The sequence below is a fragment of the Paracoccus sp. SJTW-4 genome (assembly GCF_047716885.1).
Taxonomy (GTDB): Bacteria; Pseudomonadota; Alphaproteobacteria; order Rhodobacterales; family Rhodobacteraceae; genus Paracoccus; species Paracoccus solventivorans.
Genome location: NZ_CP136681.1, coordinates 1,217,478 through 1,232,294 on the forward strand (window position 1 = coordinate 1,217,478; position 14,817 = coordinate 1,232,294).

Sequence of the window (14,817 nt, forward strand, 5' to 3'; positions counted from 1 at the left end):
AAGCCCCAACATGCTGCAATGCAGCAGACCACACCCTGCTCAGACCAGCGCGTCGCGGATCAGCATGACCGAAACCCCCAGCAGCGCCCAGGTGATGAACAGATAGAAGGCCCGCTGCGGGATCACCCGCACCAGCCACACCCCCAGCCCGACGCTGGCGGCCGCGACCGGCACCATCACCGCGGCCTTGCCCAGATTGGCGCTGCCCAGCTGCCCCAGTGCCGCATAGGGAATCAGCTTGACCGCGTTCACCACCGCAAAGAACACCGTCACCGTACCGGCATAGCTTTCCTTGCCCAGCCGCAGCGGCTGCACATAGACCTGATAGGGCGGCGCGCCGGAATGGCTGACAAAGCTGGTATAGCCCGCCGCCAGCCCCCACAGGCTGCCCCTGCCCCATTCGGCCCGACCCCGCGGCCCCTCGACCGGCGCCCGGCGCAGCAGCGTCACCAGCGCGAAGCTCAGCCCGATCACGCCGACGATGCCGCCGACCCAGCGCTCGTCCACCAGGCTGGCGGTGGCCCAGCCCAGCGCCACGCCCGCCACCGCGCCCGGCATCAGGCAGGCGACGACGCGGCGGTCCCAGTGGCGGCGATAGGCGATCAGCCCGAACATGTCGGATACGACGAACACCGGCAGCAGCACCGCTGCCGCCTGCACCGGCGACATCACCAGCGACAGGATCGGCACCGCCAGCATCGACACCATCGACAGCCCGCCCTTGGACAGCCCCACCAGCGCCGATGCCAGTGCCAGCAACGCCCATGCCCCGCCCGTCAGCTCCACCTTGCCCTGCCTTTCGCCCGTTGCCGCCCGCCGGGCGGATTTAGCGCAAACACCGCCCCGGCGGCCCGTCCTACGCCTTGCGCGGTCGGGGGCAAGGGTCTAGTCGGGCGGGAAATCCATCAGCCAAACGGAGGAACTCCATGGCCCGTCCCAAGATCGCCCTTATCGGCGCCGGTCAGATCGGTGGAACGCTGGCGCATCTCGCCGCCATCAAGGAACTGGGGGATGTCGTGCTGTTCGACATCTCCGAGGGCACGCCGCAGGGCAAGGCGCTGGACATCGCCGAATCGGGCCCGTCCGAAGGGTTCGACGGCAGCTTCAAGGGCACCAACGACTATGCCGACATCGCGGGCGCCGATGTGTGCATCGTGACCGCCGGGGTGCCGCGCAAGCCGGGGATGAGCCGCGACGACCTGCTGGGCATCAACCTCAAGGTGATGAAATCGGTGGGCGAGGGCATTGCCGCGCACGCGCCGAACGCCTTCGTCATCTGCATCACCAACCCGCTGGACGCGATGGTCTGGGCGCTGCGCGAGTTTTCCGGCCTGCCGCATGAAAAGGTGGTCGGCATGGCGGGCGTGCTCGATTCGGCGCGGTTCCGGCATTTCCTGAGCCTCGAGTTCGGCGTGTCGATGCGCGACGTCACCGCCTTCGTGCTGGGCGGGCATGGTGACACCATGGTGCCGCTGGCGCGCTATTCCACCGTCGCCGGCATCCCGCTGCCCGATCTGGTCAAGATGGGCTGGACCACGCAGGAAAAACTGGACGCCATCGTCCAGCGCACCCGCGACGGCGGCGCCGAGATCGTCGGCCTGCTGAAGACCGGCAGCGCCTTCTACGCCCCCGCCACCAGCGCCATCGAGATGGCCGAGGCTTACCTGCGCGACCAGAAGCGCGTCCTGCCCTGCGCGGCCTGGGTAGACGGCGCCTATGGGCTGAACGGGATGTATGTCGGCGTGCCGACCGTGATCGGCGCCGGCGGCATCGAGAAGATCATCGACATCGAGCTGAACGCCGACGAACAGGCGATGATGCAGAAATCCATCGACGCGGTGAAGGGCCTGGTCGAGGCCTGCAAGGGCATCGACAACTCGCTGGCCTGATCGCCCCGCACCTGAACCATGAAAGGGCCGCCCTTGGGGCGGCCCTTCTTGCTTCTACTGGTCCGACCGGCCCGCTTTTCTTCATCACCTAAATATCCCGGGGTCCGGGGCAGAGCCCCGGTCCGGCGATGCCCCGTTCAGGCCATCTCGGCCTCGCGTTCGGCGGCGGTGGTGGCGGCGGTGGCGGTGCCCATGGTCAGGACATAGACGCCCGAGGCGTCCAGCTCGCCGCTCCAGCCGGGTTCGATGATGATGGTGGTGGTTACCTCCTGGATCACCGCCGGGCCGGAAATGCGGTCGCCCGCCCCCAGAAGGTCGCCGTCATAGACCGGGGTGTCGTGCGGGATCCCCGAGGCGTCGAAGATCATCGCCCGTGTCCCGATCAGCGCCCCGCGCGCGCCCTGCCCGGCGGGCAGTTCCATCCGGCCGGGCTTGTCCACCGCCCCGGTGATCGCGCTTTCGACGTTGACCACCTCGACGGCGCTGTTCGGTTCGGAATAGGTGTACAGCTCTTCGTGGCGGGCGTGGAAGGCGGCCTTGAGCCGGTCGAGCGAGGCCTCGGTGATCTCGAAGGGCGCGACGTTCACCGTGCATTCATGGACCTGCCCGACATAGCGCATGTCGAGGCTGCGCCCGATGCTGACGCGGTCCTCGGCAAAGCCGTCGCCGGCCAGGTCCTCGCGCCCGCGCGCCTCGAGCCCGGCGAACAGCGCATCCAGCCGCGCCGCCGCCTCGGCCCCTTCCAGCCGGATCGGGGCCGGCGCCATGTAGTTGTATTTCACGTCCGAGATGATCTGCCCAAAGGCGCACAACCCCGAGGCGAGCTTGGACACCAGTACCTTGCGGATGCCCATCTCGCGCGCCAGCGCGGTGATATGGGCGCCGGTGGCGCCGCCCGCGCAGTTCAGCACGAAGTCGCGCGGGTCATAGCCGCGCTCGACCGAGACGCGCCGGATCCCGTTCACCATGTTGTTGTTGACGATGGTGAACATGCCGTAGGCAGCCTTTTCGACGCTGATCCCCAGCGGCTCGGCCAGATGGAGGCGGATCGCCTCGCGCGCCTTTTCCACGTCCAGCGGCAGCCGCCCGCCGACCAGCCCCTGCGGGTTCAGATAGCCCAGCACCAGGTTGGCGTCGGTGGTGGTCGGCATGGTGCCGCCCTTGCCGTAGCAGGCCGGGCCGGGTTCCGAGCCCGCCGACTGCGGCCCCATCTGCATCAGCCCCATCGAATCGATCCAGCCGATCGAGCCGCCGCCCGCGCCCAGTGTCTCCACCTGGATCATCGGGATGCCGATGCGATAGCGCAGGAAGTCGATGTTCTTGGAGACGTTGGCGCGGCCGTCGCGGGTCAGGGTGATGTCGAAGCTGGTGCCGCCCATGTCCACGGTGATGATGTCGCGCATCCCCCAGGGCTCGCCCAGCCACAGCGCCGCCTGCGGGGCCGAGGCGGGGCCCGAGTTGATCGCATAGACCGACTGTTCGCTGACGGTGCGGCCCAAGGCCAGCCCGCCGTTCGACTGGAAATAGCGCACCGGGTGCCGCGCGCCCAGCGATTGGAAATACCCGTCCACCGCCCGGACATAACGTTGCAGGATCGGGGCCAGATAGGCGTTGACGATCGCGGTCGAGGTGCGGGTGTATTCGCGCACCTGCGGATAAAGATCGCTGCCCACGGTCAGATGCACGGCGGGCATCATCTCGCGCACGATCTCGGCCGCGCGGCGTTCATGTTCGGGATGCAGCACCGACCAGACGAACGAGATCGCCACCGATTCGACGCCTTCGCGCAGGAAATGCCGGCAGGCGTCGCGCACCGCTTCCTCGTCCAGCTGGGTGTGGACGCTGCCGTCCGACAGCACCCGCCCGGCGATGCCGCGGCGCAGGTAGCGCGGCACCAGCATGGTGGCCGGGGGATAGTCCGGGTCGTAGCGATAGCCGTCCTCTTTGTGGCCAAGACGGATCTCGATGCTGTCCTCGTGGCCCAGCGTGGCGATCAGCCCGGTCTTGGCGCCGGTGTGGGTGATCAGCGCGTTCAGCCCGACGGTGGTGCCGTTGATGCACAGATCGGCGTTCGAGACGATGGTTTCCGGGGCCAGCCCGGTTTCCTCCTGGATGGTGGCCAGGCCGTTGCGGATGGCCTCGGTCGGGTTGCCGGGGGTGGACAGCGCCTTGAAGATGCGCACGCCCCCCTTGCGGTCGGCCAGGATGAAGTCGGTGAAGGTGCCGCCGGCGTCGATGCCGAGACGATACTGGTTCTGCATGGGTCGATCCTTATGGGTGTCCGGGGGTGCCGGGCAGGCTTGGGCCGGCATCGCGTGCGGCGCGGTCGGCGGGGGGCTTTCCGCCCCCCACGGCCTGCGGCCTCCCCCCGAGGATATTTCGGGACAGAAGACGAAGATCAGGCGGCGGCGCGCAGCCTTGCGGTCGCGGCCTCGTCGACCGCCAGCGTGTCGCGGTCGGCGATCACCACGCCGTAATCCAGCCGCGCGCCTTCCAGGCTGACCAGCCCGTTGCGCACGTCCTCGACCACGCGGGCGATCTCGCGCTCGAACGGGTTGCCGTAGCCGCCGCCGCCGGGGTTCTTGTTGGCGGCGCGTTCACCGGGGTGGATGGTCTCGATCACGTTTTCGGTGATGACTTTCGTCTCGCCGCCGCGGGTCACCTCGAGCCGGCCGACCTTGGTCGCGACCATGGTGGACTTCGCGCCCGCCGCGCCCATCGCCGGGATCCGCCGCCCCTCGCCGAAGGTGATCAGCGTCATCGGGCCGTCCATCGGCTCGACCTCCCAGCAGGTGCCGGAGCCGCCGCGGTTGCGCCCGGCGCCGCCCGAATCCTCCATCAGCGAATAGCGGTGGATGATGATCGGGTAGGAGTGTTCCAGCATCTCGATATCGCCCGAGGTCAGCGCGCCGAAGCAGCATTCCGGCCCGCAGGCGTGCCAGCCGTCGCCAGAGGCCGTGGCCCCCGCCCCCGAGATGATCGAGGCCAGCACCATGGTGACGTATTCCTCGTCGTGGCGCTTGTCCCAGCCGGCGATGTTGCAGCCGTTGGCATGGCCCCAGCTGGCCGAGACCTTGGCGGGCGCCGCCTGCTCGAACGCCAGCCGCACCGCGTCGGTCAGCGTCTCCATCGGCGTGGTGGTGCAGTTCATGTGCGGCGCGGGGGATTTCGCGTTGCACAGCGTGCCCTTGGGGCCCATGTCGGTGCTGACGCAGCGATAGAGCCCCTCGTTATAAGGGGGCGGCAGCTGCGCGAACATCATCAGCCCCAGATAGACGCCCGAGTGGCTGTTGCCTTCGTAGCTGTTGATGAAATACGGCACCTGCGGCGGCGAGTTCACCGCGATGTGGCAGTTGTCGCCGGTGATGGTCACCGTGGCGGTGATCTCGAAATCGCCGAAGCCGTGGCCGGCATCCTCGAGGATGGCGGTGCCGGAATAGGTGCCGTCGGGGACCTCGGCGATCAGCTTGCGCATATGCGCCTCGGCCATGTCCAGCAGTTCCGCGATGCAGTCCTGCACCACCTGCTTGCCGTATTTGTCCATCATGCGGATCAGCGCCCGGGCGCCGACCTGGCAGGCGCCGATCAGGGCGTTGAAGTCGCCCTCCTGGTCGCGCCGCGCCCGCATATTGGTCAGCAGCAGGTTCATCACGTCGTGGCGCGGGCGGCCCTTGTCCCAGATCTTGACCGGGGGAATCCGCAGCCCCTCGGCAAAGATCTCGGTGGCGTTGGGGTTGTAGCCCGCGGGCACCGGGCCGCCGATGTCGGTCAGATGGCCCTTGCAGACCGTCCAGAACACCAGCTCGCCTTCGTAGAACACCGGCATGTACATGCAGGTGTCGATGATGTGGCTGCCGCCATAGGCGGGGTCGTTGTGCAGGATCAGGTCGCCTTCGTGGATGTCGCCCTCGAAGAACCCGGCCACCGACTTCATCGCCGGGATCAGCGAGCCGAGGTGGATCGGGATGTCCTGCCCCTGCAGGATCATTTCCGGCGTGTGGTTGAACAGCGCCGTCGAATAGTCGTGCGCCAGGTTGAAGACCGAGCTGCGCGCGGTCTGTTCCAGCGTCAGCGTCATCTCGCGCTGGGTGGTCTCCAGCACTCCGCGGACCACGGAAAGCGTGATCGGGTCAACATTGCGTCCTGTCATGTCCTTGGGCTCCTCCCCCGATGGGTGGGCGGCGCGGCGGGGCTTGCGCCCCCGCGGGCAGCCGCCCGGCATCGGCCCAGACTGACCGGGAAAAACCCCGGTTTCTTGCAGCGCAGCGAGTGTTTTCTTGCCGATCCGGGAACTGCCGCCGCGGGACTTGTCGCAGGGCGCATCAGGATTTGCCGCTGCGTGCAGTCGCCGCCGGGATTTGTTGCACCGCAGGCCCCCGCGGCGCTAGACTGCCCGGCACAGTGCGGTCAGGAGGAGGCCGCGACGCCGGTCACGCGCTTCGAGGAGGAAGGCGCATGGAGATTGCCGTCTACAGCACCGCGTCGACCGCGGCGGCGCAGCGCGCCGCGGAATGGAGCCGCGTGATCGCGGACACCTATTTTCCCCTGCAGCTGACCTACCGCGACCCGGGCAGTTTCTCAGGCGAGCTGGAACGGCGGCAGATGGGCCAGGTCTCGCTGTCGCGGCTGGCCACCGCGCCGATGCAATACGAGCGCCACGCCCGCGACATCGCCCACAACAACCCCGAGGAATATCTGGTCACCGTGCCGCGGCGCGGGCCGGTGGATTTCTCGCAGATGGGGCGCGAGGTGCGCTGCGCCCCCGGCGGGCTGATTCTCGAGCGTGGCGACGAACCCTACCGGTTTTCCTACACCCAGCCCAACGAGCTCTGCGTGCTCAAGGTCTCGCGGCCGATGCTGCTGGAACGGCTGCGCGACCCGGACCGGTTCTGCGCGCAGGCGATCGACGCGCGCAGCGGGCTGTCGGCGCTGCTGGTCAGCATGATGGGCCATCTGCAGGCGCTGTCGGCGGCCGAATCCCACGCCGCCAATGTGCTGGGCCGCCAGATCGTCGAGGTGCTGGCGCTGGCGCTGGACGAGCGTTCCGGCCCCGAGGATGCGGGCGCGATGTCGGCGGTGCGCGCCGGCCACCTGCGCCGGGCCGAGCGGGTGATCCGCCAGAACCTGTCCAACCCGGCGCTGTCGCCCGAGTTCGTGGCCGGGCAATGCGGGATTTCGAAACGCTACCTGCACGAGCTGTTCGGCGACACCGACAAGACCGTGGCGCAGTTCATCCGCGAAGAGCGGCTGATCGTGGCCCGCAACGAGATCGCGGCCTCGCAGGGGCTGGCGCTGGCCGAGATCGCCTATCGCTACGGGTTTTCCGACCAGGCGCAGTTCTCGCGGCTGTTCAAGGCGCAGTTCGGGATGACGCCATCCGACTGGCGCCGCCGCGCCCGCAGCGCGGGCTGAGCCCGCAGCACGCGGCCTTTCCGCCCGATCGCCTCGTGGCGCCGCGTTCCCCTGCCCATTCTTCCTTGTAGAAATATCCCGCGGGGGAACGGGGGTGTGAAACCCCCGTCCGGCCGCGCCGCCCGGACCGGCCCCGCATTCCCCACGCTTTCGCCCAGCGACAAGAAATCGCACGCGCAGGCGCAAGACGGACCCCGCCCCGCCTGCCCACCATGCCCGTCACCGAAGCCGGGAGAGAACGGCGGCCGCGAAGAGGAGATCGCGGGCGCATCACCGACAGATCGAACCACAGCGGCCTGCGTGCTGCCGGCGCGCCCGTGATCCGGGTGCTGCGCCCGGCCGTGCGGTCCGGCCGCGCTGTCCCGGCATGTGACTGTTTTCAGGGAGGAAACCACAATGTCCACACCCGCCGATACCGCCCCCGACGAGGCGCTCGAGCTTGAGTTTTCCGACCGCCCCGTGCCGCCAGACCAGCGCATGAGGCGGATGCCGCTGACCATGGCCTGGTGGTCGGTCTGTTCGGCGATGTTCTATCTGGTGGTCTCGGCGACGCTGGCGCTGGCCTATGGCTCGGTCAATGCGATCATCGGGCTCGTGCTGTCGGTCGCGGCCTATGCCGCGGTCAACGCGGTGCTGGTGCGCCACGCGATCCGCACCGGGCTGTCGGTGTCGCTGTTCTCGCGCATCCTGCTGGGGCGCACCGGCGCGGCCATCGCCACGCTGATCTTCTTTGCCACCGCGATCTATTATGCGGTGTTCGAGGGCTCGGTCATCGCGCTGGCGCTGCAAAGCTATGCCGGCATCGGCTATCCGCTGGCGGCGCTGATCGTGGTGGTCTATTCGGTGGCGCTGATCTTCGGCTCGATCCAGAACTGGCTGGACAAGCTCAACGGGGTGCTGCTGCCCTTCTACCTGATCGGGCTTCTGGCGGCGGTGGTGCTGGCGGTGGCGGAATACGGCTATTCGGACGCCTGGCTGAACCTGGGCCCCGAGGGCGGCGCCAAGCCCGGCGGCTGGTGGGATTGCTTCGTCGCCTTCATGGGCGTCTGGATCCTGATGATGTTCACCTATGACTATGCCCGCTTCGGCCGGGCCGAGGACGCGGACTATCACGCGCGGATCAACTTCGGCGCGCCGTTCTATCTGGTGGCGTTCCTGCTCAACGGGCTGGTCGGCATCTTCCTGGCGGCCAGCCTGCCCACCGAGGGCGGGGTGACCGAGGTGTCGGTGGTGCTGGCGCTGATCCAGCTGATGGGGCTGGCGGGGCTGGGCTTCGTCTGGATCAGCCAGACGCGGATCAATACCGCCAACTACTACCTCGCCGCCGTCAACATGGAGAGCTTTGTCCAGACCGTGTTCCGGCTGAAGCTGCCCAAGGTGTTCTGGGCCTGCGTGGTGGGCGCGATCTGCTATGTGCTGATGCTGGCCGATGTGTTCGCCTATATCCTGCAGGCGCTGGCCTATCAGGGCATCTTCGTGGTGGCTTGGGTCGGCATCGCGCTGGTCCATATCCTGACCGAGGGCCGCGCCGGCGCCGAACAGGACCGGGTCAGCTTCCGCCTGCGCGACACAAGGGCGGTGAATCCGGCCGGGCTGGGCGCCTGGCTGCTGGGTGCGGGTGCGGGGCTGGTGCTGCATTTCGCCCCCGGCGCGCTGGCCAGCCTGTCGGCGCCGGTGACCTTCGTCGCCGCGGCCGTGGCCTATGCGGTGCTGAACCGCGGCCCCGCCGCCGCCCGCGCGGCCGAACTGGCCGGGCGCGGCTGACCCGCACGCCCCCGCCTTGCCCCCAAGGGCCGCAGCCCCGCGCTGCGGCCCTTTCGCGTTCCGGCCCTGCCCGCGGCCTGCTTGAGTGCGGGACAGGGGCTGACTATGTAGAGGGCTACCCGACCGAAAGGGTCAGCCTGAAAGGTCCCCGATGTTCTCGATTCCCGGCAAGCCTCCCGTCAGCATCACCCCCGCCGCCGAGGCGCGGATCGCCCGGCTCATGGCCGACAAGGGCGCGGCAGGGCTGCGCATCGGCCTGAAGAAGGGCGGCTGCGCGGGCATGGAATACACGATGGAACTGGCCCAGGCCGCCGCCCCCAATGACGAGGTGGTGGAACAGGGGGGCGCGCGGGTGCTGATCGCGCCCACCGCGCAGATGTTCCTGTTCGGCACCGTCATCGACTATGAAAGCGGGCTGCTCGACAGCGGCTTCCGCTTCGTGAACCCCAACGTCACCGAAGCCTGCGGCTGCGGCGAATCGATCCGTTTCGAGCCGCTGGAGGGCTCGGCCGCCCGCCGCGGCTGAGACTCGCCGATCCAAACGAAAAAACCGGCCCGGCCCCCTGTCCGCGCCGGTTTTTCTTTGCACCCGGGCCTTGCCGTGGCAGGGGCCCGGGTCCGGTCCCCGCCGTTATTCGACGATGGTGACCTTGGCCATGTAGTCGGGCTCGTCCACCTTGCCGTTGAAGCGCGGATCGCCCTTCTTGATCGCGTTCAGCACGTCCCAGCCCTCGATCAGCCGGCCCACGACGGTATATTGCCCGTCCAGCGAGGGCGTCGCCGCAAAGTTGACGAAGAACTGGCTGTTGGCGCTGTCGGGGCTTTGGCTGCGGGCCATACCGACGGTGCCGGGCAGGAAGTTCTGGTCGCTGAACTCGGCCTTGAGGTCGGGCTGCTCGGACCCGCCCATGCCGGCGCGGGACAGATCGCCGCCCTGCTTGCCGAACTGGACGTCCCCGGTCTGGGCCATGAACCCCTCGATCACGCGGTGGAACACCACCCCGTCATAGGCGCCGGCGCGCGCCAGCTCGGTCAGCCGCGCGACGTGGCCGGGCGCCTTTTCCGGGTTCAGGTCCAGCACGATGGTGCCCTTGGCCGCGCCCGAGGCGTCCGCGACCTCGATCACCATGTTCGGGCCGGGGCCGTCCTCGGACGGCGGCGCCGCCACGTCCTGCGCGGCGGCCATGCCGGCGGCGCCAGCCGCCAGCGCCACGGAAAGCAGCAGCTTACGCATCGGCGGCCACCTTGACCGAGATCATCCGGTCCGGGCTGGCCGGCGGCTCGCCGCGGGCGATCTTGTCGACATGCTCCATCCCGGAAATCACCTGTCCATAGACGGTGTATTGCCCGTTCAGGAAATCATTGTCCTTGAAGTTGATGAAGAACTGGCTGTTGGCGCTGTTGGGGTTTTGCGACCGCGCCGCGCCCAGCGTGCCCCGCGCGTGCGGGATGCGCGAGAACTCGGCCGGCAGGTCCGGCAGGTCCGAGCCGCCGGTGCCCGCGCGCCCGGGGTTCCAGCCCTTTTCCATGTTGGCGTGTTCCACGTCGCCGGTCTGGGCCATGAAACCGTCGATCACCCGGTGAAAGGCGACGTTGTCGTATTTGCCGGCCCGCGCCAGCTCTTTCATCCGCGCGACGTGCTGGGGAGCGACGTCGGCCAGAAGCTCGACCACCACCGGGCCGTCCTTCAGCTCGATGATGATCGTGTTCTCGGGGTCCTTGATCTCGGCCATCGGATCTTTCCTTTGGTTGGGTGCCCGTTGGTTGGGTGCGGGGCAAGGTCTAGGCCGCGCGCGGCCGCCGCGCAACGCCCCAGCCGCCACAGGGCCGCTCGGAATCATCAACTCGTCCTGACGCAGAGTTGACGCGCTGGACCGCTTGACGGACAACGCGGGTGACGAACGCGGGCCGACCCCGCATTGCAGGAGAAATGCCGATGGCGCGCTTCAACACGCTGGACGACATGGAGCTGGACGGCAAGGTCGTGCTGACCCGGGTGGACGTGAACGTCCCGGTGGAAAACGGCCAGGTCACCGATGCGACGCGGATCGAAAAGATCGTGCCGACCGTCAAGAAAATCCAGGAAAAGGGCGGTATTCCGGTGCTGCTGGCGCATTTCGACCGCCCCAAGGGCCAGCGCGTCGATTCGATGAGCCTGCGCCAGATCCTGCCCGCGCTCGAGGCCGCCCTGGGCCAGCCGGTGGGTTTCGCGTCCGAAGCGGTGGGGGGCGATGCCAAGCGCGCGGTCGCGGCGCTCAAGCCCGGCGACGTGCTGCTGCTGGAAAACACCCGCTTCTATCCGGGCGAAGAAGCCAATGAGCAGGTTTTCGCCGCCTCGCTGGCCGCGCTTGGGCAGGTTTACGTCAACGACGCGTTTTCCGCCGCCCACCGGGCGCACGCCTCGACCGAGGGGCTGGCGCGGCTGCTGCCCTCGGCCGCCGGTCTGCTGATGGAGGCCGAGCTGAACGCGCTGGACGCGGCGCTGGGGAACCCGGAGCGGCCGGTGGTGGCGGTGGTGGGGGGCGCCAAGGTCTCGACCAAGCTGGATCTCTTGTCGAACCTGATCCGCAAGGTCGATCATCTGGTGATCGGCGGCGGCATGGCCAACACCTTCCTGGTGGCCCAGGGGGTCGAGGTCGGCCGCAGCCTGGCCGAGCGCGACCTGGCCGACACCGCAAGGCAGATCCTTTCCGACGCCAAGGGCGCGGGCTGCACCATCCACCTGCCGGTCGATGTGGTGGTGGCGCGCGAGTTCGCAGCGAACGCCCCGCATGAGCTGGTCGCCGCCGACGCCTGCCCCGCCGACGCGATGATCCTGGACGCCGGCCCCGCGACGGTGGCGAAGATCCGCGAGGTCTTCGGCCAGTGCCGCACGCTGATCTGGAACGGCCCGCTGGGCGCCTTCGAGATCGAACCCTTCGACGCCGCCACCAACGCCGCCGCCGCCGCCGCTGCCGAGCTGACGCGCGAGGGACGGCTGGTCTCGGTCGCCGGGGGCGGCGACACGGTGGCGGCGCTGAACAAGGCCGGCGTCGCGGACGACTTCACCTTCATCTCGACCGCCGGCGGCGCGTTCCTCGAATGGATGGAGGGCAAGGACCTGCCCGGCGTCGCCGCGCTGATCGCCTCGAAGCGTTAGGCGCGGCAGCGGCAGCGGATTTGCGCCGTCGCTTGCCCATCGGCCCCAAGCCTACGCCGGAGGCCGATGGGGCGATGCCGTCCGCTAAGCGTAAAGAACAGGTTGGACCAAGGGGCAGCGATGCGGTGGATTGCACTACCCCTTGCCGGTGGCACGGGCTCCCGGCCTGTGCAGGGGTGCTGATACTGCAATGCCCATGGCGTTCTTAAAGACATGGGCCGGCGTTCACGGTAGTGCTTGACCGACCGATGCGAAACGTGGGCGGCGCGTGGCTGAAGGCCAGCTTTATTTCACCCGGCGCTCTGGTCCTGCCCGCCCTCACCTCTTGAATACAGCACAACCCCCGCCGCAAGGACGGGGGCTCAGTGTTGCGTCCCGAAGCCGCGCCGCCGGAACGCATGGCCCCCGCCGCAAAGCGGGGGCCTGCCGCTTACTCCGCGGGCGCGGGCGTGACCGCGCCGCCGGGGGCGGCGGGGGCGGTGTCCTCGGCGGGCTGGCCGCCGGGCGGGGTCACGGTGGGGTTGGGCACGGCGGTGTCGGGGACCGGCTCGGCAGTGCCGCCGGGGGCCACCACCTCGCCCGTCAGCGGATCCTCGCCGCCGCCCAGGGGCAGCAGCACCACCGCCAGCAGCACCGCCACCGCCACGGCGATGATGATGCCCCAGATCGCGGGGCGGTGCTTGCGCACGGAACGGGTCGGGTCGTTTTCGTTGTAGGACATGGCTGCCGGTCCTTTGTTGCAGTGGTTGCGATCAAACGCCCCGCCCCCGCCGGGCGTTCCACCACCCCCGGCGCCCGGCCCGCACCGGCGGCGTTAGCGCAACCGGCCTTTCGCTTTGGCGCCCGTCTGCTATGGACACGGCCAATCCATGAACCAGCGGAGCCAGTCCGATGCAGATGACCGATACCGTCAAGAAGATCCTCGCCAACTACGAGGGCGAGAACCCCGGCGTAAAGGGCAACCTGGCCCGGATGCTGATGACCGGCAAGCTGGCCGGCACCGGCAAGATGATCATCCTGCCCGTCGACCAGGGGTTCGAGCACGGCCCCGCCCGCAGCTTTGCCAAGAACCCGGCGGGCTACGACCCGCATTATCATTACCAGCTGGCGATCGACGCCGGGCTGAACGCCTATGCCGCGCCGCTGGGGATGCTGGAAGCCGGCGCCGACACGTTCGCCGGGCAGATCCCGACCATCCTGAAATGCAACAGCGCCAACAGCCTGATGTCGGACACCGCCGGCAAGAACCAGGCGGTGACCGCGACCGTGCAGGACGCGCTGCGGCTGGGCTGCGCGGCCATCGGCTTCACCATCTATCCCGGCTCGGACATGGCGCTGGACATGTTCGAGGAAATCTCGGCGCTGCGAGCCGAGGCCGCGTCGGTCGGGATTCCGACGGTGATCTGGTCCTATCCGCGCGGCGAGGGGATTTCCAAGGACGGCGAGACCGCGATCGACATCGCCGCCTATGCCGCGCAGATGGCCGCGCTGCTGGGCGCGCATGTCATCAAGATCAAGCTGTCCACCGACCACCTGGAAAACAAGGACGCGAAAAAGGTCTATGAGGAACAGGGGATCGACATCTCGACCCAGGCCGCGCGGGTGAAGCACTGCATGGACGCGGCCTTTGCCGGGCGGCGGCTGGTGGTGTTCTCGGGCGGGGCCGCCAAAGGCGCGGATGCGGTCTTTGATGACGCGCGCGCCATCCGCGACGGCGGCGGCAACGGCTCGATCATCGGGCGCAACAGCTTCCAGCGCTCGCGCGAGGATGCGCTGGACATGCTGGGCAAGCTGGTCGACATCTATCTCGGCCGCGCCTGATCGCGATTTCACCGGACCGGACGGGCGGCGGGGCTTTCGCCGCCCGTTTTCATTTGCCATGCTGCGCGCGATGATTCCGATCCTGTCCCTGCATGTCGGCCCGGCGGCCGAGCTCGCGCCCGGCGTTCTCAGCGCCATCGGCAAGCACCCGGTCGACCGCAAGCTGCGGCTGGGTCCCGAAGGTTTCACCGGCGACGAACAGGCCGACCGCCGCCACCACGGCGGCCCCGAAAAGGCCGTCCACCATTACGACGCCGGCCATTACCCGACCTGGCGCGCCGAGTTGGGCGACCTGCCCGCGCTGCAGGCCGGCGGCTTTGGCGAGAACCTGTCCACCCAGGGCCTGTCCGAGGGCGACGTGGCGGTCGGCGACGTGTTCCGGCTGGGCTCGGCGCTGATCGAGGTCAGCCAGGCCCGCCAGCCCTGCTGGAAGCTGAACCTGCGCTTCGGCCGCAAGGACATGGCCCGGCTGGTGCAGCAGACCGGCCGCAGCGGCTGGTATTACCGGGTGCTGGAACCCGGCGAGGTCGCCCCCGACGACGCGCTGGCGCTGGTGGACCGGCGCGCACCCAACTGGACGCTGACCCGGCTGCACCGGCTGCTGTATATCGACCGGCTGGACCGCGCGGCGCTGGCCGAAATGGCGGCGCTGCCGCCGCTGGCGCCGGGCTGGCGGCAACTGGCTGCGCGGCGGTTGGACAGCAACCGCGTCGAGGACTGGCAGCGCCGGCTGAACGGGTGAAGAAGGGGGCTCTGCCCCCCGCGCTGCGCGCGCCCCCGGGATATTTCTGC

At 68.8% G+C, this 14,817-nt stretch carries 13 protein-coding genes; 7 read left to right on the plus strand and 6 right to left on the minus strand.

All coding sequences use genetic code 11. The features are described from left to right. Positions 1-39 precede the first annotated feature (39 nt). On the minus strand, positions 40-786 hold the full coding sequence (locus RSP45_RS05985; protein WP_415393608.1) for a sulfite exporter TauE/SafE family protein: 747 nt from the start codon (positions 784-786) through the stop codon (positions 40-42). Between the two features lie 140 nt (positions 787-926). Between RSP45_RS05985 and mdh the strand changes: the two genes are divergently transcribed. Further along, the gene (gene mdh / locus RSP45_RS05990; RefSeq protein ID WP_415393609.1) at positions 927-1,889 is read left to right on the plus strand and encodes a malate dehydrogenase; all 963 of its coding nucleotides are present in this window, start codon (positions 927-929) and stop codon (positions 1,887-1,889) included. Between the two features lie 137 nt (positions 1,890-2,026). Here the strand turns inward: mdh and RSP45_RS05995 are convergent, their stop codons facing one another. Together RSP45_RS05995 and RSP45_RS06000 are read right to left on the minus strand one after the other, a co-directional pair. Then, positions 2,027-4,150, minus strand: a complete 2,124-nt coding sequence (locus RSP45_RS05995; RefSeq protein ID WP_415393610.1) for a hydantoinase/oxoprolinase family protein — start codon at positions 4,148-4,150, stop codon at positions 2,027-2,029. Positions 4,151-4,287: 137 nt separating this feature from the next. Beyond that, positions 4,288-6,039, minus strand: coding sequence for a hydantoinase B/oxoprolinase family protein (locus RSP45_RS06000; RefSeq protein WP_415393611.1), 1,752 nt, complete (start codon positions 6,037-6,039; stop codon positions 4,288-4,290). Positions 6,040-6,344: 305 nt separating this feature from the next. Between RSP45_RS06000 and RSP45_RS06005 the strand changes: the two genes are divergently transcribed. The 3 genes from RSP45_RS06005 (at position 6,345) to RSP45_RS06015 (ending at position 9,591) form a co-directional block, all read left to right on the plus strand. After that, positions 6,345-7,301 carry a helix-turn-helix domain-containing protein gene (locus RSP45_RS06005; protein WP_415393612.1) on the plus strand — a complete coding sequence of 319 codons (957 nt, stop codon included), beginning with the start codon at positions 6,345-6,347 and terminating at the stop codon, positions 7,299-7,301. A gap of 396 nt (positions 7,302-7,697) precedes the next feature. Continuing rightward, positions 7,698-9,065, plus strand: coding sequence for a purine-cytosine permease family protein (locus RSP45_RS06010; RefSeq protein WP_415393613.1), 1,368 nt, complete (start codon positions 7,698-7,700; stop codon positions 9,063-9,065). Positions 9,066-9,216: 151 nt separating this feature from the next. Further along, positions 9,217-9,591, plus strand: a complete 375-nt coding sequence (locus RSP45_RS06015) for a HesB/IscA family protein (RefSeq protein ID WP_415393614.1) — start codon at positions 9,217-9,219, stop codon at positions 9,589-9,591. A gap of 105 nt (positions 9,592-9,696) precedes the next feature. On the opposite strand, the gene RSP45_RS06020 is transcribed toward RSP45_RS06015, so the two are convergent. Continuing rightward, complete coding sequence (locus tag RSP45_RS06020) at positions 9,697-10,299, minus strand: peptidylprolyl isomerase (RefSeq protein ID WP_415393615.1); 603 nt, start codon at positions 10,297-10,299, stop codon at positions 9,697-9,699. After that, positions 10,292-10,798 (minus strand): peptidylprolyl isomerase, encoded by a 507-nt coding sequence (locus tag RSP45_RS06025; protein WP_415393616.1) that lies wholly within the window; start codon positions 10,796-10,798, stop codon positions 10,292-10,294. Before RSP45_RS06025 ends, RSP45_RS06020 begins: the two co-directional genes overlap by 8 nt. A 203-nt stretch (positions 10,799-11,001) precedes the next feature. Between RSP45_RS06025 and RSP45_RS06030 the strand changes: the two genes are divergently transcribed. Beyond that, complete coding sequence (locus RSP45_RS06030; RefSeq protein ID WP_415393617.1) at positions 11,002-12,204, plus strand: phosphoglycerate kinase; 1,203 nt, start codon at positions 11,002-11,004, stop codon at positions 12,202-12,204. A 430-nt stretch (positions 12,205-12,634) separates the two neighbouring features. Here the strand turns inward: RSP45_RS06030 and RSP45_RS06035 are convergent, their stop codons facing one another. Beyond that, complete coding sequence (locus tag RSP45_RS06035) at positions 12,635-12,925, minus strand: hypothetical protein (protein ID WP_073060277.1); 291 nt, start codon at positions 12,923-12,925, stop codon at positions 12,635-12,637. A gap of 170 nt (positions 12,926-13,095) precedes the next feature. Here RSP45_RS06035 and RSP45_RS06040 point away from each other — a divergent pair, with 170 nt between their 5' ends. Together RSP45_RS06040 and RSP45_RS06045 are read left to right on the plus strand one after the other, a co-directional pair. Beyond that, entirely contained in the window at positions 13,096-14,025 is a 930-nt protein-coding gene (locus RSP45_RS06040; RefSeq protein WP_415393618.1) for a class I fructose-bisphosphate aldolase, read from the plus strand. A 58-nt stretch (positions 14,026-14,083) separates the two neighbouring features. Continuing rightward, a complete protein-coding gene (locus tag RSP45_RS06045; protein WP_415393619.1) occupies positions 14,084-14,767 on the plus strand; it encodes an MOSC domain-containing protein in 684 nt (227 codons plus the stop codon). Positions 14,768-14,817: the final 50 nt, after the last annotated feature.

Bases quoted from the DNA above. Each gene is read 5' to 3' on its own strand.
- mdh (WP_415393609.1), top strand. From the start codon at position 927: ATGGCCCGTCCCAAGATCGCCCTTATCGGCGCCGGTCAGATCGGTGGA.
- RSP45_RS05995 (WP_415393610.1), bottom strand. From the start codon at position 4,150: ATGCAGAACCAGTATCGTCTCGGCATCGACGCCGGCGGCACCTTCACC.
- RSP45_RS06000 (WP_415393611.1), bottom strand. From the start codon at position 6,039: ATGACAGGACGCAATGTTGACCCGATCACGCTTTCCGTGGTCCGCGGA.
- RSP45_RS06005 (WP_415393612.1), top strand. From the start codon at position 6,345: ATGGAGATTGCCGTCTACAGCACCGCGTCGACCGCGGCGGCGCAGCGC.
- RSP45_RS06010 (WP_415393613.1), top strand. From the start codon at position 7,698: ATGTCCACACCCGCCGATACCGCCCCCGACGAGGCGCTCGAGCTTGAG.
- RSP45_RS06015 (WP_415393614.1), top strand. From the start codon at position 9,217: ATGTTCTCGATTCCCGGCAAGCCTCCCGTCAGCATCACCCCCGCCGCC.
- RSP45_RS06020 (WP_415393615.1), bottom strand. From the start codon at position 10,299: ATGCGTAAGCTGCTGCTTTCCGTGGCGCTGGCGGCTGGCGCCGCCGGC.
- RSP45_RS06025 (WP_415393616.1), bottom strand. From the start codon at position 10,798: ATGGCCGAGATCAAGGACCCCGAGAACACGATCATCATCGAGCTGAAG.
- RSP45_RS06030 (WP_415393617.1), top strand. From the start codon at position 11,002: ATGGCGCGCTTCAACACGCTGGACGACATGGAGCTGGACGGCAAGGTC.
- RSP45_RS06035 (WP_073060277.1), bottom strand. From the start codon at position 12,925: ATGTCCTACAACGAAAACGACCCGACCCGTTCCGTGCGCAAGCACCGC.
- RSP45_RS06040 (WP_415393618.1), top strand. From the start codon at position 13,096: ATGCAGATGACCGATACCGTCAAGAAGATCCTCGCCAACTACGAGGGC.
- RSP45_RS06045 (WP_415393619.1), top strand. From the start codon at position 14,084: ATGCTGCGCGCGATGATTCCGATCCTGTCCCTGCATGTCGGCCCGGCG.